Source organism: Shewanella sp. CG12_big_fil_rev_8_21_14_0_65_47_15 (genome assembly GCF_002783505.1).
Lineage (GTDB): Bacteria > Pseudomonadota > Gammaproteobacteria > Enterobacterales > Shewanellaceae > Shewanella.
Genome location: NZ_PFGL01000019.1, coordinates 110,701 through 134,225, shown reverse-complemented (window position 1 = coordinate 134,225; position 23,525 = coordinate 110,701). Strand labels below are relative to the sequence as shown.

At 45.1% G+C, this 23,525-nt stretch carries 13 protein-coding genes and 1 pseudogene; 7 read left to right on the top strand and 7 right to left on the bottom strand.

The window, feature by feature from the left end; genetic code table 11:
- Positions 1–34: 34 nt before the first annotated feature.
- Positions 35–1,429, bottom strand: a pseudogene (locus tag COW15_RS05320) (DEAD/DEAH box helicase); the annotation flags it as partial.
- Between the two features lie 471 nt (positions 1,430–1,900).
- Here COW15_RS05320 and COW15_RS05315 point away from each other — a divergent pair.
- From COW15_RS05315 to cyaB, 4 genes are all read left to right on the top strand, one after another.
- A complete protein-coding gene (locus COW15_RS05315; RefSeq protein ID WP_293630710.1) occupies positions 1,901–2,947 on the top strand; it encodes a DUF3626 domain-containing protein in 1,047 nt (348 codons plus the stop codon).
- A 247-nt stretch (positions 2,948–3,194) separates the two neighbouring features.
- Positions 3,195–5,171 (top strand): cysteine/glutathione ABC transporter permease/ATP-binding protein CydD, encoded by a 1,977-nt coding sequence (cydD, locus tag COW15_RS05310; protein ID WP_293630709.1) that lies wholly within the window; start codon positions 3,195–3,197, stop codon positions 5,169–5,171.
- Positions 5,168–6,919, top strand: coding sequence for a cysteine/glutathione ABC transporter ATP-binding protein/permease CydC (cydC, locus tag COW15_RS05305; protein WP_293630708.1), 1,752 nt, complete (start codon positions 5,168–5,170; stop codon positions 6,917–6,919). Before cydD ends, cydC begins: the two co-directional genes overlap by 4 nt.
- A gap of 30 nt (positions 6,920–6,949) precedes the next feature.
- Positions 6,950–7,534, top strand: a complete 585-nt coding sequence (gene cyaB, locus COW15_RS05300) for a class IV adenylate cyclase (protein ID WP_293630707.1) — start codon at positions 6,950–6,952, stop codon at positions 7,532–7,534.
- 98 nt (positions 7,535–7,632) lie between these two features.
- On the opposite strand, the gene COW15_RS05295 is transcribed toward cyaB, so the two are convergent.
- The gene (locus COW15_RS05295; protein ID WP_293630706.1) at positions 7,633–7,809 is read right to left on the bottom strand and encodes a helix-turn-helix domain-containing protein; all 177 of its coding nucleotides are present in this window, start codon (positions 7,807–7,809) and stop codon (positions 7,633–7,635) included.
- A 91-nt stretch (positions 7,810–7,900) separates the two neighbouring features.
- Positions 7,901–8,635 carry a DUF599 domain-containing protein gene (locus tag COW15_RS05290; RefSeq protein ID WP_293630705.1) on the bottom strand — a complete coding sequence of 245 codons (735 nt, stop codon included), beginning with the start codon at positions 8,633–8,635 and terminating at the stop codon, positions 7,901–7,903.
- A 956-nt stretch (positions 8,636–9,591) separates the two neighbouring features.
- Between COW15_RS05290 and COW15_RS05285 the strand changes: the two genes are divergently transcribed.
- The 3 genes from COW15_RS05285 to COW15_RS05275 all read left to right on the top strand — a co-directional run bounded on the left by COW15_RS05285 (position 9,592) and on the right by COW15_RS05275 (position 16,618).
- Positions 9,592–13,191, top strand: coding sequence for a VCBS repeat-containing protein (locus tag COW15_RS05285; RefSeq protein ID WP_293630704.1), 3,600 nt, complete (start codon positions 9,592–9,594; stop codon positions 13,189–13,191).
- A 1,068-nt stretch (positions 13,192–14,259) separates the two neighbouring features.
- The gene (locus COW15_RS05280; protein ID WP_293630703.1) at positions 14,260–15,246 is read left to right on the top strand and encodes a reverse transcriptase family protein; all 987 of its coding nucleotides are present in this window, start codon (positions 14,260–14,262) and stop codon (positions 15,244–15,246) included.
- A gap of 1 nt (position 15,247) precedes the next feature.
- Positions 15,248–16,618 (top strand): AAA family ATPase, encoded by a 1,371-nt coding sequence (locus COW15_RS05275; protein ID WP_293630702.1) that lies wholly within the window; start codon positions 15,248–15,250, stop codon positions 16,616–16,618.
- 636 nt (positions 16,619–17,254) lie between these two features.
- On the opposite strand, the gene putA is transcribed toward COW15_RS05275, so the two are convergent.
- The 4 genes from putA to COW15_RS05255 all read right to left on the bottom strand — a co-directional run bounded on the left by putA (position 17,255) and on the right by COW15_RS05255 (position 23,447).
- Positions 17,255–20,449 carry a bifunctional proline dehydrogenase/L-glutamate gamma-semialdehyde dehydrogenase PutA gene (gene putA / locus COW15_RS05270; protein WP_293630701.1) on the bottom strand — a complete coding sequence of 1,065 codons (3,195 nt, stop codon included), beginning with the start codon at positions 20,447–20,449 and terminating at the stop codon, positions 17,255–17,257.
- Positions 20,450–20,708: 259 nt separating this feature from the next.
- Positions 20,709–21,257: a TIGR04211 family SH3 domain-containing protein gene (locus COW15_RS05265; RefSeq protein ID WP_293630887.1), complete on the bottom strand. Its 549-nt coding sequence runs from the start codon at positions 21,255–21,257 to the stop codon at positions 20,709–20,711.
- A 194-nt stretch (positions 21,258–21,451) separates the two neighbouring features.
- Positions 21,452–22,741, bottom strand: coding sequence for an inorganic phosphate transporter (locus COW15_RS05260; RefSeq protein WP_293630700.1), 1,290 nt, complete (start codon positions 22,739–22,741; stop codon positions 21,452–21,454).
- Between the two features lie 25 nt (positions 22,742–22,766).
- Positions 22,767–23,447 (bottom strand): TIGR00153 family protein, encoded by a 681-nt coding sequence (locus tag COW15_RS05255; RefSeq protein WP_293630699.1) that lies wholly within the window; start codon positions 23,445–23,447, stop codon positions 22,767–22,769.
- Between the last annotated feature and the right edge of the window lie 78 nt (positions 23,448–23,525).

The window sequence follows — 23,525 nt, the reverse complement described above, 5'->3', positions numbered from 1 at the left end:
AAGAGAGCCCGTTAAATTATCCCCATGGCTTGACGTGCCTTGGATTTTTATCCTTAGGTTGATGGCCGCGGGCGACATCACCACTGCGCTGTCCATCTTTATGTTCGTGGTTTTTGGGTGTCGAGGCTTTTTGTTGACGTTGGCTATTGTCTTTATTGCCTTCGGCTTTTTGGGCATCACGGCCAGAACCCGCCCTTGGGGCTGGCTTACCCGCACTACGGTGATTGCGACGGCTGGGAATGGTCTTCACTGTGTTACTTTTGCCACTCGCATTTAAGCGTGATTCCGGCAAGGCGTGTACCGGGCTGAAACCTTCCACTATTTCACGCTCGAGTACGCGGTTAATTAAACGCTCGATATCGTTCAGCAGTTTGATTTCTTCACTGCTCACTAATGACACGGCTTGTCCGGAAGCGCCCGCGCGCCCAGTCCGGCCGATACGGTGCACATAATCCTCGGGTACATTGGGTAAGTCGAAGTTAACCACTTGAGGTAACTGATCTATATCTAACCCGCGGGCGGCAATATCGGTCGCGACTAATACGCGAACCTGGCCCGTTTTAAAATCGGCTAAGGCCTTAGTGCGCGCGGTTTGACTCTTGTTACCGTGGATGGCCGCCGCTTTAATACCGGCTTCTTCGAGATTTTTAGCTAAGCGGTTGGCGCCGTGTTTAGTGCGTGAGAATACCAGCACTTGTTGCCAATCGTGCTGTTTAATCAGTTGGATTAATAGCGCCGATTTTTGAGTTTTATCGACGGGGCAAACCCATTGTTTTACCGTAGTGGCCGCCGCGTTACGCGGTGTGACGGATATTTCAACCGGACTATTGACTAAGCCCTTAGCCAACTCACGAATTTCGTCGGAGAAAGTCGCCGAGAACATCAGGTTTTGGCGCTGCTTAGGTAATATGGCGAGGATCTTGCGGATATCACGAATAAAGCCCATATCGAGCATGCGATCCGCTTCATCTAAGACTAAGATCTCAAGCTGGTTGAACTTCACCGCTTTTTGATTGTACAGATCCATCAATCGACCAGGCGTGGCGACCAACACATCGACACCGTGGCGCAGCTTAGCGATTTGTGGATTGATAGGTACACCCCCAAATACGACGGCCGAGCGCAGCGGCAGATATTTGCCATAGGTTTCAACACTTTCAGCAACCTGTGCGGCTAACTCGCGAGTGGGCGTCAGCACTAAGGTGCGTACTTGACCCGCCTGAGCCCTTTGACCTTTGCTGAGTAATTCGAGCAGAGGCAAGGTGAAACCTGCCGTTTTACCTGTTCCTGTTTGGGCGGCCGCCATCACATCTTGGCCTTGAAGCACAGCAGGAATCGCTTGTGCTTGGATGGGCGAAGGTGTGTCGTAGCCCTGTTCGGCGACGGCTTTAAGTATCGGGGCGGATAGGCCCAGGGAGGTAAAACTCATAGATAGGTCTCTTGTGGCAACACTGTGCTGCATTTGTGGTCAATGGCCAGGTACGCTGGCGGGCGTGCAGCTTACAGGATCAGGCCCTTAAGTGCCATCGAATAAAGTTTATCTCCCCAGCTATGGCGTTATCGGCAGTATTAGGGCTGCCTAGGTCTATCCTGTAAATCTGTCACCCTTTAGTGTAGTCGCATTAGTGTAGCGGCATTTAGCGATAGCTAATTTATCTGCCTGTCAGTATCTTGTTCAGGAGTTAGCGAAAGATCACGCTTATGTTGATTTGTTTGCTTTGAAGTTATTGCTCTTGGAGTAAAATAATCAACAGGTTGTAATGGTTTTATCCTTAAGTTGAAAAACAGGCATTAGCTAAGATCCCCATGGAGAGAAAGCGATTTACGCTTGCCTACGGCCCGATTTCTTTTTTAGGATAAAATTTCAAGGGATTATTATGCACCTCATTACAGGTGGATTATGACAGCGATACAGCACATTGAACGCCTTGCACGTGAACGCAGTGAACAGGCCGTTGCCGTTATTAAAAACGTGCAGCAGATGTCAAACATTCCCATGCATGAGATGCAACTTGCCCTCAAGCAACTCTTGAGTTGTGGCCGTATCGCGTTGCATTTTCACCCCGATAGAATCGATAGCCGTGGGCTCACAGTGGCCGAAGGTTTGCTGCGCGATGGCCAGTATCGTAGCCAGTTCGAAACCCATATTTCCAATGGTCAGTTATCGCCTGAATTAGGTGGACCTCGGGATCACTGGGAAAATCAACTGTTTGGAAATGTCTACAAGGGGACTAAGTCGCGGCCTAAGTATGGCGCCTTAGATCTGGGCATGTGGCAGGATGGCCCCGCGCCACGTTTTGGTAGCTGTTATCTACTGACCCATCCCCATGTGATGGCACGCTCGACCTTTACCTATCTCGATTCCTATCGCAATCCCAAGGAAAAGGGCACACTGGCATGCTTCGACGATATTCTCGCCGCGCTGCTGACCGAGAGTTTTGAGCGCCACTATGCTTTGGGTAAAATCGATTTTAAACCGCTGAATATTATCCATTATTTAGGGCATCAGCTTAATGCTTCCGTGCATTCTCGCTTCGAACGCCCCCTATCGAGCAATCTTGACCATTACATTGAGGCGCAGATCCACGGGGATGTTACCCTCGATGAAGATATTGCCATGTTGGTCGCCGACGCCAGTTTTAAGGGCACAGATATTGGTGAAACCCTCGCAAAAATGTGCAGTAGATATGGCATTGAACTGCAATTCCATCAGGGGTTTAGGCTGCATACGGCGCAGATCCCCAGCGATTTTCGCGGGCCGACTATGCCATCTCTGGCGAGCCGGATTGCGATAGACGAGCAGGTGAATGCCTATCACCTTGGTGTGGCGGCAAGGGATCTATATCATTCCCCACAACATTGGCGCGACCGTGGTAACCGTGCTCAGGTGGCCCACGAGCTTAAATTGCTCTGGCATGTGTTAGTGAAATACGGTGCCCAGCCATAAAACGGATTGGTGACTTAAGATCCAGCCCAAGATTGTCCGCATTAAGTGCTATTACCATAGGAATTTATTGATCTTTGTCTCATTTTTGTGAGTCTGTTAGCAAAAGCCTGTGATGGGGTTTCATCTACCTTAGATGCCTGCGATACTGCGTCCCTATCGAAACTTCGAGCCCCTTGCAAGTTTATTGTGTTGAGTGAAGTTCGCGTGCATTTTGACTATCAATTGAGCCATTTTTTGTTGGAGCACCATGGATAAGTCGTTAGAAAAATCCCTTCTTGTGTGGCTTAAGGCGCAAAAAAAAGCCTGCGGCGGGTTCCTTAAATTATCGGTATGCTTGGGGATGCTAAGTGCTATCGCCATGGTGGCGCAGGCCTATATCATTGCTACTATTCTCGATGGTGTGATTCTCGGTAATAAACTTCTCCCCCTTGCAGATGCTGCGCCGTCCGTTGCCATTAATGCCAGCAGTTATATTCCCCATTTTATGGCCTTGATTGGCTTAATCTTGCTGCGATCATTACTTGCCTATGGCCGTGAAAGGGCAAGCTTTGAGGCCGGGAAACGACTACGTGAACATATTCGCAGCCAAGTGTTAGATAAATTGACTCGGCTGGGTCCAGCCTTTATTAAGGGTAAACCCGCGGGCAGTTGGGCCAGTATAGTGCTAGAGCAAGTTGAAGATTTACAAGACTTTTACGCTCGATATTACCCCCAAATCACCCTAGCGGGTTTTATTCCGATTTTGATCCTTGCGGCGGTATTCCCCATTAACTGGGCGGCGGGATTGATCCTGCTGCTGACGGCGCCCCTTATTCCCTTATTTATGATTTTGGTCGGTATGGGGGCAGCCGATGCTAATCGTAAAAACTTCAACGCGTTAGCTAGGTTAAGTGGCCATTTTATGGATAGGTTAAAGGGCTTAAGTACTTTGAAACTATTCCACCGTGGTGATGCCGAGCTTAAGGTGATCGCCGATGCTTCTGAGGAGTTTCGCAGTCGCACTATGGCGGTGCTGCGGATGGCATTTTTAAGTTCGGCGGTGCTGGAGTTTTTTGCGGCCGTATCGATTGCCGTGTTAGCCGTTTACTTTGGATTCAGTTACTTAGGTCACTTAGATTTTGGCTACTACGGCACACATGCTCAACTTGGGCCTAATGCGAATGAGGGATTACCTTTTAGTCTCTTTACTGGGCTATTTATTTTGATTTTAGCCCCGGAGTTTTATCAACCGCTGCGGGATATGGGCGCCCATTATCATGCTAAGGCGCAAGCCATTGGCGCCGCCGAGGCGCTGTTGATACTACTCGAGCACCCTGAGCCTGAAACCGTGGGGATAGTGCAGCTCGGGGCGTTAGACTGCTTGCGTGCAGAGGATCTTGAAGTATTTAGCCTCGATGGCACTCGCCTATTAGGCCCCTTAAGTTTTAGCCTCAAACAGGGCCAGCATTTGGCTTTAGTGGGGCCAAGCGGTGCGGGTAAGAGCAGTTTACTCAACGCCATTTTAGGTTTTTTACCCTACCAAGGCAGCTTACAGATCAACGGCCATGAACTGGCTTCACTCGATTTAGCCCATTGGCGTCGGCAATTGGCCTGGCTCGGGCAAGAGCCGCAATTATTCCATGGCACAGTGCGGGAAAACGTGGCCTTGGCCAATCCTTCAATGACCGATGAGCAAATTTGGCACTGGTTAGAGGCGGCCAATATCAAGGACTTTTTTAAGACGAAGCCACAGGGCTTAGCGTCCGCCGTTGGCGAACAATCCTCAGGGTTATCCGTCGGCCAAGCCCAGCGTATCGCCCTTGCACGGGCTTTGGGGCAGGAGGCGCGTTTATTTGTCCTCGATGAGCCTACCGCCAGCTTAGATAACCAGAGTGAACAACTGGTGAGTTCGGCCCTCAATGCCGCCATGAAGAACAGCATGTGCCTGATGGTTACCCATAGATTAGACTTGTTAGATCAAATGGATAGCATTCTAGTGCTGGATAAGGGCGAGATAGTGCAGCGGGGGGATTTTATGGCCCTATCCAGTAGCCCTGGATTGTTCCACACCATGCTAAGGGAAAATGTGGCATCGGTGGCGGATATTGACCTGCTAGCCCCCTTGCCGGCGGAGGAAGACAGTTTGCCGCACGATGGGACATCAGTTGTGACTCAGTTTGAGCATCGCTCAGATAGCAACGCTTATGGCACAGATAGTGATGGCCGCAAAGGAGAGGCGCAATGAGAGTGTTAATCCCCTTTATCCGTTTGTTCTCCCGCCAATGGCTAATGATGTCCCTAGGGTTAGTGTTAACCCTGATCACCCTGATGGCGGGCATAGGTTTATTGTCACTTTCTGGCTGGTTTCTTTCCGCTACGGCGGTTGCGGGTTTGACAATAGTCACGGCGCAGTCCTTTAACTTTTTCACCCCCGCGGGCGGGGTACGCTTTTTATCTATCGCCCGCACCGCCAGCCGTTATGGCGAGCGTTTAACGACCCACGAGGCGACCTTTAAACTGCTGACCGAGCTGCGGGTCTGGGCGTGGCGAAAGCTTTTTCCCTTAAGTGCTAAGGATTTACAGGGGTTACGCCGCGGGGATATGCTCAATCGGTTAGTGGCCGATATTGATACTCTCGACCATTTGTACCTACGACTGCTGACTCCTATGGCGACATCGCTGTTGATGACGGGGCTGTTGTATCTCTTTCTCGCTTGGTTTGATGCCAAGCTTGCCTTGAGCCTGTGTTTATTCTTAGTCGCCGTTTGGCTAGTGATGCCCTTGCTATTTTATCGTCTCGGCCATGGGCCGAGCCGGACTATGCTCGAAACTAAGCGCCAGTATCGGGTGCTATTATTGGATATCTTGCAAGGCCAAGCCGAACTGAGTTTATTTGGTGCAAATGACAGATATAGGCAAAAACTGAGCGACGCCGAAGTCGCGCTCTATCGCAGCCAAAGTGCAATGGCCAAGATCACCGCGCTGAGCCAAGCCATGCTGATCATTGCCACGGGTTCGGCGCTGATCATTATGCTGTATCTTGCGGCAAATGGGGTGGGTGATGCTAGGCCGCCCGGACCTATGTTTGCCCTTATGGTGTTTGCCGCTATGGCCTGTGTTGAGATGATGATGCCGATTGCGGGGGCATTTCAGCATTTATCGGGTTGTGTGCTTGCGGCAACACGGATTAATGGGATCACAGAACAAGCATCTAGCATCTTATTCTCGGCGGATCATTCCCTTAGGGCGACAACGGGAGCCCTGCAAATCGAAGATATTCATTTTGCTTACAATGAGAATCAAACCGTGCTGCTGGGCTTGTCACTCGAAATAAAGGCGGGGCAGAAGGTTGCGCTGCTTGGTCCTACTGGATGTGGTAAATCGAGTCTATTGGCACTGATTACCCGCGAATGGCAGGCGCAGCGGGGGGAAATTCGCCTCGATGGACAGTTAATCACTGAATACAGCGAGCGCGCGCTGCGGGAGTCTATGGCTGTGGTGAGCCAGCGGATTTATTTGTTTGCTGGCACTCTGAGGGATAATTTGGCCCTCGCACTGCCAGTGGTTCAAGGTCAAAAACGCACCGCCCATGATGCGCGCTTTATGGATGTACTTAAACGCGTGGGATTGGGGGCCTTACTCACGGCTGATAAACCGCTGGATATGTGGATTGGCGAAGGTGGCAGGCAATTATCCGGTGGTGAGCAGCGCCGTATCGGGGTGGCAAGGGCGCTACTGCGTGATGCTCCACTTCTATTGTTAGATGAGCCAACCGAAGGGCTAGATAAACGCACCGAACGGGAAATCTTAAGTTTACTGTTTGAATTTGCTAAGGATAAAACCATGCTTATGATTAGCCACCGTTTAACGGCTATGGCCAAGATGGACCAAATCCATCTGCTCGATGGCGGCAGGATTATGGCATCGGGAAATCATCAGCAGTTACTTCAAGAGTGTCCCGTCTATCAGGTGCTCTATCGTCGCTTGGGCTGAACCTGACTTTAGAAAGAGTGAAAACCTTTGATGAATAACTTAATGCCCACAGAGCTTGCTCCGCAAATTAACGCCCATTTTAACGGTAAGTTTGAGGTGGAGCTTAAATATCGACTCACGGATCGTGAAGCCTTTTGCGCGCGCCTAAGTGCTAAATCCCCCGAGGTGATGCTCGAGGATAACCTTGAGCATGATTGCTATTTCGACTCGCCTTCAGCGTCTTTAACATCTGAACGCAAGAGCTTATGCATCCGTGAGATGCAGCCTTCTGGCATTATGCTGTGGATAGTTAAAGGCCCGGAAAAGGATCGCTGTGAGGCGGTGAATATTAGCGATGCGGCTAAAGCTAAGAGTATGTTGCGTACCTTAGGCTATGAGTGTGTACTCGAGATCAACAAGCGGCGCAGCGTATATTTTCTCGGGGAATTTCATTTAACCTTAGACTGGCTCGAAGGCCTAGGTGATTTTGCGGAGCTTGCGATTATGACCGATGATGAAGCCAAGTTGCCTATCTATGAGGTGCAGCTCCTCACCTTAGCCGCAGAACTTGGGCTAGGTGAATCACAGCGGGAGTTTTTATCCTATCGCCAACTGCAGGAAACACTAAAGGCTTAAATTGTTAAGGTAGGATAAAGTGGCACCAAGTCCTTTTGGTCAGGTGTCCAGATTAACTTATTGATAGTATTGCGAGATCGCTAGGCTATTCGCTTTAACTAGCCTAAGCGTTGTGAAAAGGCTAAATAACGTTTTACTTCATCCTCTGGGAAACGTAATTCTTCCCCATCTTTAATACTGCTAAGTAAATTTTCCCGCGCGTAACGTTTAATGGTGGCGGGGGATTTATCGAGCAACTTACAAACTTCATCTAAGGTAAGTAAATTATCACTCATAGCAAGCTCCCAAGGGTTGGTTGGAATATAACTAGATGAGTATAGAACAAGAATGAGACTGCAATCCCAAGAGACTGCAGTCTTAACGGGGCTAAGCTTGTCGGCGTTTAGCTTCACGGGTTTGATATTCAATACCTAAGTGTGCTTTGGCCGCAGTGATCGCCAAAACGGCGCGGGATTTAAACTCGCGGCGATACAGGGTTACCACCACAAACAGGCTGGCCGAAATAAAGAGGATGGGATGGACAAACCAACAGAGGACCGCCATCGAGAAATAATAAGCCCGCAGACCATAGTTATAGGAGTGAGCCGCTTGATCTTGTACCGTGGCCATCTGTCTGGCATAGGCTTTGAGATTGTCATTTGAGCCATCCGCGTCCAATGGGCCAGCGCCTATCATCACATTGACAAAGCCGTATTGGCGCATCGACCAAGTAAACTGGAAGAAGGCCATCACAAAGATCACCACCAATAGCGCTAACTTCACTTGCACTAGTGAATGATTGGGTGGCGTAGCATAGGGAATAGTGGCTATCACGGCTTCGAGGCGCTCGACTTGGGCAAATAAGGTTAACACCCCCGCGAGCACAAACAGCGTGGTCGAAGCAAAAAAGGCAATATTGCGCTCAAGGTTCGCCAGCAGCGCCGCATCACCCACGCGCACGCCGCGGGTCATCACCTCAAGCATCCAGTAAATTCTATGCTTATGCAGACCACGGGCAATACAGTCGGTATCTCTCGCCTTACGCCGGGCAAAGGCGGTATAGCCAGCCCAAGAAACGATAAACCACACCAATGCAGAAATATCTAACAACGAAAATTCCATAGTTACCTTATGAAAGTGACCTTGAGAAAGTGACCTTTGATAAAATGAAAAACCAATCGATTGATTGAAAGCTGATTATGAAGGTTTTTATCTCTTAGGCGCAATCCCCTAGCATCACTTTGAAATCCATCCTATTCACAATTTGAAGCCGTTCTGATTAGTTTTGAAGCCTCTTGCTGGGTGAGGCTTATTGGTGGAAGAGTATTGAGGAATTACAGCCAAGCGGCAAGGATGGTTGGGTGCTTAACGTTTGCTGATATTCACTGGCAGCGGCTCGCCATGGCATTCACTCACCGACACGGTGAATAGAAACCTAGGGGTTCTGAGCTTATGAACTAGAGCCATGGACGGCGAACTGGCCGTTAAACAAGGATGTTGTTCAAGTCCGTGTGTAGATCCGCCTCGTCTGATGTGAAAGGCATTCATAAATGCCGCGAATGGTCACTTTATGACAAAACTCAATTACCCTAAATCCTTCATAAACCTGAAAGTGAGCAATTAATAACTGAATATCTAAATATTTAACTATTTAACTATGGGTGTTTCAATAAATTATTGAAAAAGCCGGTTTCAGAAAGTTGCCAGTGTTAGATCGATATAATATGACCTGTAGTGATGTGATGAAAATCTCCAGAGCTATTTGTCAGCTTCAAGCTTGGCATAATACTGTAAGCCTAGGTAATACAGCGCGACTTTTGGACGTTTTTAATAGCGGATATTGGAGTGATAGCTTCTTTGTTAACCGCTTTATCTACATCGGGGCTATGACCATATCCGTGAGCTGCTAGTCATCAGTAAAAATTGGCGATAAAGGAACAAGTGAACCAGTTGATTTTTTTGTTGTGTGTTAGTTGCTTACTTGTTGTCGACTGAATACACTATGCAGCGCAAAATATCGACACCCATAATCATAAAAAACACAACTTTTTGAATTAGCATTTTATTAGGGATGAACAATGTTATTAAACTTCAAATTTGGGTTAGCTTGTGTGCTAGCGCTGTCACTAACAGCTTGTGGTGGTGGGTCGTCTGACTCAGACTCCAGCAACAATAATCCAATTCCCCCCAGTGGCAACACAGATCCCGATTCAAAAATAATTATCAATGCCAGTGACTACACACCTTCTCAGCTAAAAACGGCAGCCAAGTCATTAGTGACTAAAAAGTACACTGGTAGCAAACAACCAGCGCAGCTTGATATCAGTCTATCTCAATCCACTTTTAAGCAAGTGTTTAATGCGGAAGGAATGCTATTACCTAACCTTTACCTTGAAAAAATTCCGGACAACACCTCAGATAAAGATGGCATTAACGCCAAGGTTGCCTGTGATGTAAGCGGGAGCATTAACTATAAGGGTAAGCTCAATGGCGATGGTTTAGGAAATGTGTCGATTGAGTTTGATCGTTGTAAAAGCAGAGATAACAGCCTCACCACTGGTAATTTTGCCATTGCGATAAAAAGCGTGCTCGAGAATGATTTTAAATTGGATATTTACTTTGACAATGTCACTTGGACCCAAGGAGGTTCGCCAATATCAGTAACTGGTTTTTATGGCATAAAAGAATCGATTGACAACGTTGATGGCTACAAATACACCTTTGATGTTGAGTTAGTTTATAACGTCGTAGGTCAACAGTACCTTTATCAACTGGTTAGAACGGCTCAAAATAGTGAACAGACAGCTTCAGAAAGCTTACAAGGCGATTACTTTGTCAGTGATATTGGTAAAGTTGCTATTAAAACAGAATTGGTTGGCACTAACTTTTTCGGTGGAAAAATTATCTTTAGTGGCAGCAATCAAACCGCGTTAGAGTTTAATCATGACGTTGGTAGCGTGTTAATCAAATACACCCAAGATAACGATAATGACGGCGTGTATGATGTAGGCACGTACTTTTATGATCTTTATGACTTAATCTCGGGTGATGTGTCAAAAAAATTACTGGTTAGTTTAGACACTCTATCTTTACCTCCTGTAGCGTCTTCACCGTGGGGAAACACATATAATGTTTATACCTACACCCCTTTAATGGTGACTGCAGGAAGTTATAGTGACCCTGATACCCCAATTGAACAGTTACAAATTAGCTATCGCTGGTACATTAATGGTGTATTAGTAGAGGGCCAAAATAGCAATATTTTACCCGCTTATATTGCCGTTTATGGTGATGACGTAAAAGTCAGCATGGTGGTATTTGATGGCAGCAATTTTGTTGAAAGTAGCTTTTTTAATTTTACTCTCGGTGATGCACCGCTCGAAATTGAACTCACAAATTTACCAAGCAACATACACGCTGGTGATACTATTGAGTTTACTGCATCATTTATCGACCCAGATAACCAAAATGGCCAATCAAGCAGTAAATTGCTTGCCGCACCAAGTGGCGCAACCATAAACAGTGATGGTTTAGTCACTTGGAATGTTGGCAATGACTTTTTATTCCCACTGCAAACATTTGATTTTACCTTTGCAATAACCGATGCCAACGGCAACATTACCAACCAGCAAGTAGTTAGCATTGAAGCCACGTCAGATAAACCTTTCCCTGTTACTCGTTCGGGAATTGAAGCGCCATCAAACAACCAATCTATGCTAATTGGTGATTTTGATCATGATGGTCGCAATGAAGTGCTGGCAACAGACAACTTACATAGACTATTTTTACTCGCAGAATCAAACGGCAACTATAGCCAAAAGTGGCTATATCCATTTAATCTGCCAACTCGCGGTAATATTGTTCAACTACTTACCTTTGACCTTGATAATGATGATGTAGATGAAATACTAGTGGTGACTCAGCATGGTATCAGTGTGATTGATGGCATGAATTCACTGGCTACATCACTATTTGACACAGAGCACTACATTAGCTCTGCAGCCATCACAGATACCAATAGTGATGGCATAGCAGAAATCGGCTATTTACATGCTGAATCAGACTACAACAGCGACACAAGCCTCAGCGTTATTAGCTACAATGCGCCAAACACAAACTTATTATCATTTGATGTAGAGCAAGCCAAACAGGTTATTTTTGCTGATGTTGATAACCAAGCAGGCCTTGAAATTATCATGAACAACGGCCTTGTTTATGATGCCGTATCAGGCGCCAACAAATGGATAAATAGCACCCAATTTGGTGATGCCTATATTGCCGCAGGTGACGTTAATAACGATGGCATTAATGAAATTGTTGGGGCTAATTCTTGGGGCAACATTACGGTGTTCTCGGCACAAAACAAGTCACAGTTGGCTAGCCTTGAAGTTTTTAATACTTGTTCAATCAATGTAAGTAATATTGATAACGATGCTGCTGATGAAATTATTATTGGTGATTGTCAGTGGGGTGATATTCATGCCTACAACTTAGTGGGTGCCGATTTAGTGCAACTGTGGTCGGTCAACATGCAAGACCATGGTTCAAAATCAGTGGTCATCGGTGACTCTGATAACGACGGCAAAGATGAGATACACTGGAGCACGGGTACTAGTTCATCTGGTGAAGACTCGTTTATTGTTGCAGATTTAACTGCTTCATCAGTGACGATTAAACCAAACGTTTCATCCGTTCAGCTAAACACATTTTCAAGTGCGGGTTGGTCACATATTACAGAAGACAATGAGCAAGCGGTTTTCTTCGTGCCTGAATCAAGCAGCGGTTATGGCGGTAGCCGTATTGTCACCATGAACACACAGGGGCAATATGATATCAGTGATGAAATATCATCAAACTGGGATCGCAGTTCAATGGCCGTCACGACAGACTACAACCAAGATGGCTTTGGCGACATATTTCTACCTACCACAAATCTTTATGATGGTTCTTTTGGGGTCATGCAATTGTTTGATCACAGCATACAGTGGCAAACAACTGGCGACTATGATGTAAATATCAACACTATCAAAGCTGAAGATATTAATGCTGATGGTTTTATTGATGCCATCTATAGTGATAGTAATAAGTTAAATTTGGTTGATATTGAGAATGAAAAAATTATTGCTAAATATACCTTTGACTCAAATATTGATGATGTTGAGATAAATCTAGACAATATTATTGTTGCCCGATATGATGCCTTATCAGTGCTGATATTAGGTAATGGTCAACTATCAGAAAAGTCATTTATCAGCCAAAGCTGTAACCGTATTCAGTTAATTAACTATGATACAGATGCCGCTAAAGAATTGCTGTGTATTAAAAGTGACAGTTACAGAACTGATAAAAGTGATATCTATATTTACGATATCATAGATAATACACTCATTGAAAAAGCACATTATGAATATAAAAATAGAATTATTGATGTTGCCGTTGACCCCTCAACAAACAATCAACAAGCATTTTATCTAACCACCCAGCAAGGAACCGCTAGCAATTGGGATGATGATAATATCTATCTATTAGAAAAGCTTAATGCTTCTGGTCATACGATTTGGCGTAGCCCACGTTTAATTGGTCAACCAAGTGAACATAGTTTAAAAGTACGCCTAAATCCTGAGCGGAAAACCCAAATTATGCTGGCTACCAGTGATGCAATGTACCTTATCAATTAATCTGTTAATTACGACCTAATTTCAAAAATCTAGCACCTGCTGAATGCCGTTCACTTAATGTGAACGGCATTTTTTCACCGGATATCCGTTGTAGTATGTGTTGAAAGCCCTTTGGGCATAAAGCATTCCTATGCTATCGCGTCAGACGCTTGACCCTGATTCGACTGACGCTATCTCGGCATCCATGCCTCGCTCACGCAACGATCGCAAATGCCCTGCGGCAACTCCGAGGGGAAGGTGAACTTCTGTCGCAACTGTGCGAGCTATTCATTCCCAAAGAGCTGTGCCTGTCCTGTCTTTGGTCTTTGCGACTGTTAAATTTTTTAAAAACAAAGTCAAAGTCGTGGGGCTTCACCCCACACCCGACCAAGGAGGACTGCTCGTCCTATCCTCCTTGGATGCTCCAAGACGCCCCTACGGAGTTGAAAGCCCCTTGGGCATTAAGCGTTCTAATGCTATCGCGTCAGACGCTCGTCCCTGATTCGACTGACGCTATCTCGGCATCCATGCCTCGCTCACGCAACGATCGCAAATGCCCTGCGGCAACTCCGAGGGGAGGGTGAACTTCTGTCGCAACTGTGCGAGCTATTAATCCCCAAAGATCTGTGCCTGTCTTTTCAGCCACTGAGTAGGCCGTAAATCCTGTATAGAGTTGTGCCTGTCCGATCTTTCATTCGCTGTCTTTTTTTCGCCCATTTAATTCCGTATTTTTCGTTGCAATTTTATCTGAATTCAATTAGATTCGAACCATACCTCGCGACTAGGAGTATCTCCAGTCATTAAGCAGGTCACTACGGGTCATGAACCATTTTACTGAATGCACTCGTATCTTGATTAAGTGCTATTACTTATTCAGATACAGTGCATGAAAGTAAGCCAATTCCTCGAACTATCTAAACTATCCAATGTAAACAGTCTGCATTGCGAAACGCTTGCATAACCTCTATTTTATAATGTCGTTATATTTAGTTTGATTATATTTAAATATACATAAATCTATTGCTAGATTATAACAGCGATTAATTATAATATAACTCTATAATTTCATCGTTAAGTTGGTCTTTCATTATGGAAAAAAGAAGTTTAGATAAAGTCTTTTTGTCGATTTTTCATGATAAATTTTCTTTCAATGACTTTATTGGTTTTGATCTGTCAAGTAATTATAAAAAGTTGATGGTTAACAACAGAGAAGTTTTTTCGGCATCAAAAGAGTTGAAGGATATCCATAAATTTATCAATAGTTCTATCCTTGCTTACGCTAAATATAATAAAGATGTTGTGTACTCATACACGAAAGGTGTAAGTATAAGAGATGCTATCGAGAAACACTCTGGGAGTAAGTTTTTTCTTCAGACGGACATATCTAATTTCTATGGTAGTTTGAACAGGGATAATATTGAAATTTCATTACGCTATCAGATTGATAACTTCCCAATTTCAGATATAGAAGACTATATTGATTTAATAGTTTATCTTACTGTTGTTGAGGATAAATTACCAGCTGGTTTTTCAACGTCTCCTCTTTTGAGTAATTTGTGTCTTTTAGATTTTGACATTGCATTGCTAAAATATGCAAATGAAAATGAATTAGTATACACTCGATATTCTGATGACCTTATCATATCAAGTGTGAACGATAGGCTTGATAATGACATTGTATTAAAAATAGAAAGTTTACTATGTGAACATGTAAATGATAGTATTTCGTTAAATCAGTCTAAAACAAAATTTAATCATATTGGAAATTCATTTAAACTATTAGGGTTGAATATATTACCTAATGGTACGGTTACAATTCCTAGTTCAGAAAAGAAAAAGTTAGAAACACTAATATATCTTTATTTTACAGATAAAGATAAATTTATTGATTTTACAAAGAATAACATTAAATATAACAAGGAAAGTAAAGAGAGAACTGTTGTAGAGGTAGGTGCTAGATATATTACGAATAAATTAGTTGCATTTAACTCAATGGATCCTGAATATGTTAATAAGTTGAGGCGTAAGTACGGGAATACAGTGATTGAAATGTTTGTTAGACAGTCGGTAAATTAAGATGAAATTTACAGTAACACTTAAGGAAGTTCAGCATATTAGCAATTTGACTGTTGAAGTTGATTTAACTAAGAACAAAATAATTTGCATTGCAGGTAAGAATAGTGTTGGGAAAACTACATTAGTTCGTGCAATCAGAAATTTGTCTATAAATAATACTTTCCAGGAAACTGCTGCCCCTTACATTTTTAATCGCGACAGTTCAATTACTTATAGCTTCGATGATGGGCGTGAACCGATAGTTTTTTCGTATAGCAAATTTGTAAATTCGATCGATACGAAACAGAATATTCCTAGTGATATTAGAGGGTTAATTACTGTAGAGCTACCTATACCACACGGGGAGAGATTTAACCACTTTCAGCGGCTTGCTGGAATGGATGAGCAGTTAAGAGCTAGGATTTCTGTTGGTGACTATAATACACCCAATGATCTGATTATATTTTTAAACTCGATTTATGGTGGGAATAGATTTGACAGTTTAAAAGAAATATTAATTGGAAGGGAATTATATTATTTTATTATTAAAGATGATGAGCAAAGGTATTACATTAGGGAGGATTATCTTAGCTCAGGTGAATACTTTTTGATAAATCTTTACAAACAGTTTAGGAAAAGAACAAAGCTTATAGTTGTCGATGAAATTGACATATCTCTAGATGCAAGTGCACAAGTTAAATTGGTTGAAATGCTTAGGAAATATTGCCATCAATACCAGGTTAATATCCTTTTTACTACTCACTCTTTAGCTTTAATAAAAACGTTATTAGAAGAAGAGTTGTACTATGCTGAGGCAGAAGAACTCGAGGTGAAAATATTTCAGAGGTCATATAATTATATCAAAAGCATAATGTATGGTTTTAAAGGGTGGGATAGATATATTCTTACTGAGGATGTATGTCTTCAAGACTATATTGAGTACCTAGTGTCAAATGAAACTTGTTTTTACAAGTTTCAAGTCATATACATTGGTGGGGCTACTCAAGTAATAGACCTTAAAAATAGAAATATAGAAATGAATTATTTTGGTGAACAACAACATGTCTTAGCTGTTTTGGATGGAGATCAAGTCGGTAAAGGTTATCTTTCTGATATTGACAATGTAGTTTTTCTACCATTTGATAATATTGAGATGGAAATTTTTAGAGCCTATAATGAGTCGCCAGACTTTCCATTTTTAAAGCCAATTGAGTTTCATGGTGGTTCTGATCCAAAACGAGCAAAAAGTCTATTCAAAATGTTGTTAAGAACTCAATATGATGGTAGGAATATAACATTTGGCGATATTTATTCTTATTTGGAAACTAGATCAGAAGATGGGGTTAGGCTTTTTAAAAATGAGATTTTGACATTTCTAAATGTCCCTAAATAGAATTTATTTAATATTCACTAATGATTATAAATAGATAAGTCTATATTATCTAAGGAAAAAGAAGATTCAAGTTCGGCTCCATAACTTATCTTTTTCTCAAATCAAATTACATCCCAAAAAAGCCAGACTCAGTCTGGCTTTTGTTTAATACTCACTGACGCACGATATTATTCTTCGCTATCACCCAGTGACAGTAGGGTCGCATTACCACCGATGGCGGTGATGTTATTGGTGCGAGTCTTTTCGGTCACGAAGCGAGTTAAGTAGTGTGTAAAAATGGGACAGACACATATCTTTGAGGATTAACGGCAAACATCGAGATCACAGAAGTTCACCTCCCCTGCGAAGTTGCTGAAGGGCGTTGAAGAAAATCGTGTGAGCGAGGCATGGATGCCGAGTTAGCTTTCGGGGTACAGGATGTACCATCGGAAGCGTTAGCGATTTTCGAATAAGCACGAAGCCACTAACTAATGCATGTAACTTCGCTAGGGACGCCGGGGGATTTCCAAAAGGGGAACAGGCGCTTTTCCCCTTTTGGTCGGGTGTGGGGTGAAGCCCCACGACTTTGATTTTGATTAATGTAATAAAAAAGCCAGACTCAGTCTGGCTTTTTTCAACTCTCACAGGTGAGAGAGCTTATTCGTCGCTATCACCCAGTGACAGCAGAGTCGCATTACCACCGATGGCGGTGATGTTGTTGGTGCGGGTCTTTTCGGTCACGAAGCGGGTTAAGTAGTGTGGGCCACCGGCTTTAGGGCCAGTACCTGACAGACCTTGACCGCCGAAAGGCTGCACGCCAACCACAGCGCCGATTTGGTTACGGTTGATGTAGACGTTACCCACATTCACTTTATCTGCCACTTCGAGGGCATGGCCTTCGTTACGGCTGTGGATGCCTAAGGTTAAACCAAAGCCTGTGCTGTTGATTTCATCGATCACTTTACCAAGATCCGCTGCTTTATAACGGATCACGTGCAGAATTGGGCCAAAGTGTTCTTTCTCAAGCACTTTTATTGAATCGATTTCAACCGCAGTTGGCGACACAAAGTGGCCGTTTGCAGTGCCCGCTGGCAGTGGCATCTGCTTGATAAGCTTACCGACTTGCTTGATATGGTCGATATGCGCATCAAGATTCGCTTTTGCGGTAGCATCAATCACTGGGCCTACGTCAGTTTTTACTGAACTTGGGTTGCCAATCACTAACTCATCCATCGCGCCCTGCAGCACTTCGATCACGCGATCGGCGATGTCTTCTTGGAGGAAGAGCACCCGCAATGCCGAGCAACGTTGACCCGCGCTGGTGAAAGACGATGAAACCACATCGTTCACTACTTGCTCAGGTTGAGAGGTAGAGTCCACCACCATGGCATTTTGACCGCCGGTTTCGGCAATCAAAGGAATGATCGCGCCTTCACGGTTAGCTAGCGTGCGGTTAATCAGTTTTGCCGTGCCAGTTGAACCGGTAAAACACACTCCGCCGATACGTTCATCGGCCGTAATTGCGCTACCGACAGTTGCACCCGTACCGGGTAGGAATTGCAGCACCTCAACAGGAATACCGGCTTGGTGAGCGAGTTGCACCGCACGGTAACCAATAATCGAGGTTTGCTCCGCGGGTTTTGCGATAACTGTGTTACCCGCCGCTAATGCCGCAGATACTTGACCTAAGAAGATAGCCAATGGGAAGTTCCATGGGCTGATACACACAAATACGCCGCGGCCTTGGAGGAAGAGTTCGTTCAGCTCTCCCGTTGGGCCAGGAAGTAGTTCAGGTTTTGCCATCATCTTCTTGGCTTGTACAGCATAGTAACGACAGAAATCAACGGCTTCACGGACTTCATCGATACCGTCTTGAATGCTCTTGCCCGCTTCACGGGTACAAAGTGCAATCAATTCTTCACGGTTTTCTTCTAATAAATCCGCTAGCTTCTGCAGTGCTGATGCACGGGTTTCAACTGGCGTACGTGCCCAAGAGGCAAATGCCGCTTCGGCGGAAGACACCGCTTGTTCTATGGCTGCGTCATCGGCAAAGGCCACTTGACCCACGGTTTGAGTTGTATCGAATGGGCTAACAACCGTTTTATGTTCGCCAGTTAAGGTTTTACCGTTAACCAGAGGGCCCGCTTGCCATTGGGTATTTTTGAATTTGTCTAAGGCCGCGAAAAATGGCTCAGATTCGGAAATGATGTTCATATTGAGTCCCTTGGAATTTTTGCGATCGCTACCGAAGATATCGGTAGGTAAAACGATTTTGTTGTTAGCCAGGGTTTTATAGCCCGTCAGCGTTTTTAGCGGATGCACCACTAAAGACTCGATTGGGGTTTTTGGATCGACCAGTTTATGGACGAACGACGTGTTCGCGCCGTTTTCCAGCAGACGGCGCACTAAATAGGGCAGTAGATCCTTATGGGCACCGATAGGCGCATAGATACGCACAGCTTTTGCGCCAGCTTCCGACAGAATAGTGTCGTACAGCTCTTGTCCCATGCCGTGTAGGCGTTGGAATTCATGGTTACGATCGCCCGCCATATCGGAAATCGCCGCCACAGTTTGCGCGTTATGGCTGGCAAATTGTGGGTAGATAGCACCGCGAGTCGCATCCGATAACAAGTAACGGGCGCAGGCGAGGTAAGAAACGTCAGTACCAGCTTTGCGAGTGTAGAGTGGGTAAGCGGCTTCACCTGCTTGTTGTGCCCATTTAAGTTCGCTATCCCAGTAGGCGCCTTTCACTAAGCGAACTGGGATTTCATCCCCTTGCTCTTTCGCCAGACGAGTCAACCAAACTAGCACGGGTAGAGCACGCTTAGAGTAGGCTTGCACGACTATGCCGAGTAATCCCCAGCCTTTTGTCGTTTCAGAATTAAACAGTTTTTGGAATAATTTTAGCGATAACTCGAGGCGATCAACTTCTTCAGCATCGATAGAGATACCGATATTTAAGCCGCGCGCCAGTTTAATTAGGCGGATAACGGTATCGTACAGCTCAGTCAGCACGCGGTCTTCGTTGGCGACTTCGTAACGCGGGTGCAGCGCCGATAATTTGATGGAGATTGTTGGGCGCGGTGACTCGTTTTCATTATAGTTTTGAGCGCCTAACTCTGTGATTGCATTGGCGTAATCGGTAAAGTATTTTTCGGCATCTTTACGGGTTAACGCCGCTTCGCCCAGCATGTCGTAGGAATGGGTATAACCCAGTTTACGCTTGTCTTCGCTGTTCTTGAGCGCTTCTTTCATAGTGCGGCCCAGCACGAACTGCTTACCCATGATCTTCATCGCCGCCATCATGGCCTGACGGATAACGGGCTCACCAAGGCGATTAACCAAGCGATTCAACAGGTTGCTTGGGGTGCCATCGATTTTTTTATCTAAGCTGACAATTTTACCCGTGAGCATTAGGCCCCAGGTCGATGCGTTAACGAGCACAGAATCACTCTTGCTCATATGCTCATCCCACTTAGCGCCTGATAGTTTATCTTCAATCAGCGCATCTGCGGTGGCGGCATCGGGAATACGTAACAGGGCTTCGGCTAAACACATCAGGATAATGCCTTCCTGTGTTTCTAAGCTGTACTGCTGTAGGAAGGCGTCGATGCCGACCATTAAGCCTTTTTTCTCGAATTGACGAACCTTGTTGACCAGTTCGTGGGCACGACGAGTGACGCGCTCTATGGCTTCATCACTGGAGGGTACTAGTTTGATTAACTCTGACAAGTATTGTTCTTCATCGACAATGTAGTTGTCGGTGACGGCTCTGAACAGTTCGTCGAGATTGGCAGAATCGTATCGGCCTGCCAGCACTTCACTCGCTTTGAACATAGTAATCGCTTCCATCTTGGCCAATTATCTCGGCGCTATTGTTGAAACAAAAATGGGGGGCGCGAAACGCATTTGATATTTTGTATACAATATGAAGGTTTGCGCGCGCAGATTATACAACCAAAATGTGACGGACAACACTCTAGCGAGGAAGAATGTGAAGAATGTTTAACTCAGGCGTAAATGAGCCGATGTAACGCTTAATTGACAAAAAAGCCAGTGTTTGAAAACACTGGCTTTTTAGAGGAATAAATCACGCTGTGGCGCTAAATAATTACATCCAGCGTTTCTTGTTACGGCGCTGTGGTCTTGGCAGGTAAACTAAAATCACTCCAACCACTAAACCTGCGGCGGCGATAAGTCCCCCTTCACGCCATAGGGCAAATTGAGCATCTTGGGCGCTACGGTCAACGGTCACTTTGAGACTATCACGTTCCTGCGTGGTCTTGCTCAGCATAGTTTCGGCTTCGTTTAACTTGGCTTTTAACTCTGCTACTTCATCGGTATGGTTATCCGTAGAACTTAACACTTCTGCCAATTTCGCTTTTGCTTCGTTTAGCTCATTGGTCAGCGTTGACACTTGCTCACGAAAACTTGGGGTTGAACTGATCAAGTTGGTCTGCACCCAACCTTCGCGACCCTTATGGTCGACGATTTTGGAATAATCGCCTTGGGTTTCGCCCAGCAGTGTAATGGGTTGTCCCGCTTCAATTGAACCCAAAATACGATAATCAGTACCTGGGCCATTGAGAATATAAAGAAACACGTTATCCGAGATATAGCGGGGTTGGCCTTCGGCCAGCAGGTTGGGGGAGAGTAACATCATTCCCACTAGAGTCAGCATTCTTAACACTTTTGTATTCTCATCAACGAAATAGTGACCACATGCTAGGGATTTGAGGCCTGCAATGCAAGAGGGAAGTCATAGACTTCCCTCAACTTTGCCGCATCCATGCCTGCTTTCCCATATGAGTCATACTTTTCTATGGCGAGCTGCCATAGAAGCTCTCATTCTTCTTAGTTAAAGATGCCTTTAATCATAAAGAAGAAGATGATGGATAAACCTGCACCCGCAGGTAAGGTGACCACCCAAGAGACAACGATATTACGCACTACACCGATGTTAATCGCTGCGATACCACGGGCCATACCCACACCTAATACCGCACCGACTAAGGTTTGCGTAGTAGAGATTGGTAAGCCTGTACCCGAGGCGATAACCACGGTAGAAGCCGCTGCTAACTCAGCCGCAAAGCCACGGCTTGGGGTTAAGTGAGTGATGTTCTTACCAATGGTTTGCATCACGCGCTTACCGAAAATCGCCAGACCCATGACAATACCTACGGCGCCCAAGGGTAAAATCCACCAGACTAAAGCGGATTTAGAGGCAATTTCACCGCCACTGCTTACCACTGAGACCACAGCGGCTAAAGGACCAATGGCGTTAGCCACGTCGTTTGAACCGTGGGCGAACGCCATACAACAGGCGGTGACGACCATGAGGATCGCAAACACTTTTTCTACGTTGGCGAACATGGTTTGGCGATTGGCTTTTTCACTCATTTTCAAACGCGAAATGGCGATTCTGCCGAAAATACCTACGGCTAATGCCACTGCACCCGCGAGCATATAAGCATCAAAACCTTTGATATTGATGCCGACATGGCTTAAGCCCTTCAAAATAGTGACCAATGCCATGATAAAACCCGCAAATGCCATGTAGAAAGGGACATAGCGTTTCGCGTTGCTCAATGGATCGTCGGTATTGAAGATTAACTTTTGCGTGCTCTGGAATATGGTAAAGGCAATAAAACCAGAAATAGCAGGGGTAATAATCCAAGAGCCAACGATGCCGCCGACTTTATCCCATGAAACTGATTCAGTATCTACACCCACTGCGGCAAAGCCGATAATCGCCCCCACAATAGAGTGGGTGGTAGACACTGGCCAACCTAAGGCCGATGCTACGACTAACCAAATCCCTGCGGCTAACAGTGAGCCAATCATACCGTAAACCAGCAATTCTGGGGTTTCGGTGAAATAACTAGGATCAATAATCCCGTTACGGATTGTACTGGTGACTTCGCCACCCGCTAAATAAGCGCCTGCAAATTCAAAAATCATAGCGATAATAATCGCTTGTTTAATTGTTATTGCATTTGAACCTACAGAGGTTCCCATCGCATTGGCGACGTCATTCGCGCCAATACCCCACGCCATGAGAAAACCAAATGCGGCCGCAACGGCAATAAGCCACGGGCCGTTGGTGACTAAGACGTTAGCCACCTCAATACCTGCATCAACCATATTGATACCTTGATAACCTTATTTATTAAACGCGAGCCAGCATAAGCTCAAGACGTGACCCGACGCGTTCGGCGAGATCCGCAAGACCACCGACCCATTCAATCGTTTTGTAGAGGAACATCACATCGACAGGATTCAATTCAGATTCCAGGGCGAACAGCTGACGGCGTAACTGAATTTGTAGATCGTCAGTATCTTCTTCGATGATATCGAGCTCGTTGATCATTTTGGCCACTAAGTCGACTTCGCGACCGCGGAAACCCGTTTCTAACAGATCTTCTAGCTCGTTAATGACTTGTTGTGCAAGACCTACCGCATCAATACAGCGTTGTAGATAGGCAATAAAAGGCACTTGCATAACCTGAGGGATAAGCAATTGACGGCCGATAACACGACCAGAGATATCTTTTGCTTTATTAGCGATTTTATCTTGTTGAGTTAATAGTTCCAATAAATCAGTACGTTCTACCGGCATAAACAAACCGCTTGGCAGAGTAAGGCGAATTTCACGCTTGAGTGAATCTGCTTGTTTTTCGGCTAAACTGATTTGCTTACGTAGCTGAACTGCATTATCCCAGTTACCTGTGATAGTGGCTTCGAAAAAGGGGACCAGTAACGATGCGCAATCGTAGACCTTGTCCATGTGCTCTTGAAGAGGCTTAATTGGCGATTTTGCAAACACGCCCAAAATAGAGTTTACTGGCATTGCCGTTTACCTATTTAGATTGTTCCATGATTGGAAAAAGCGGGCGCATGTTAACCTATGCGTCCGCGTATTGAAACT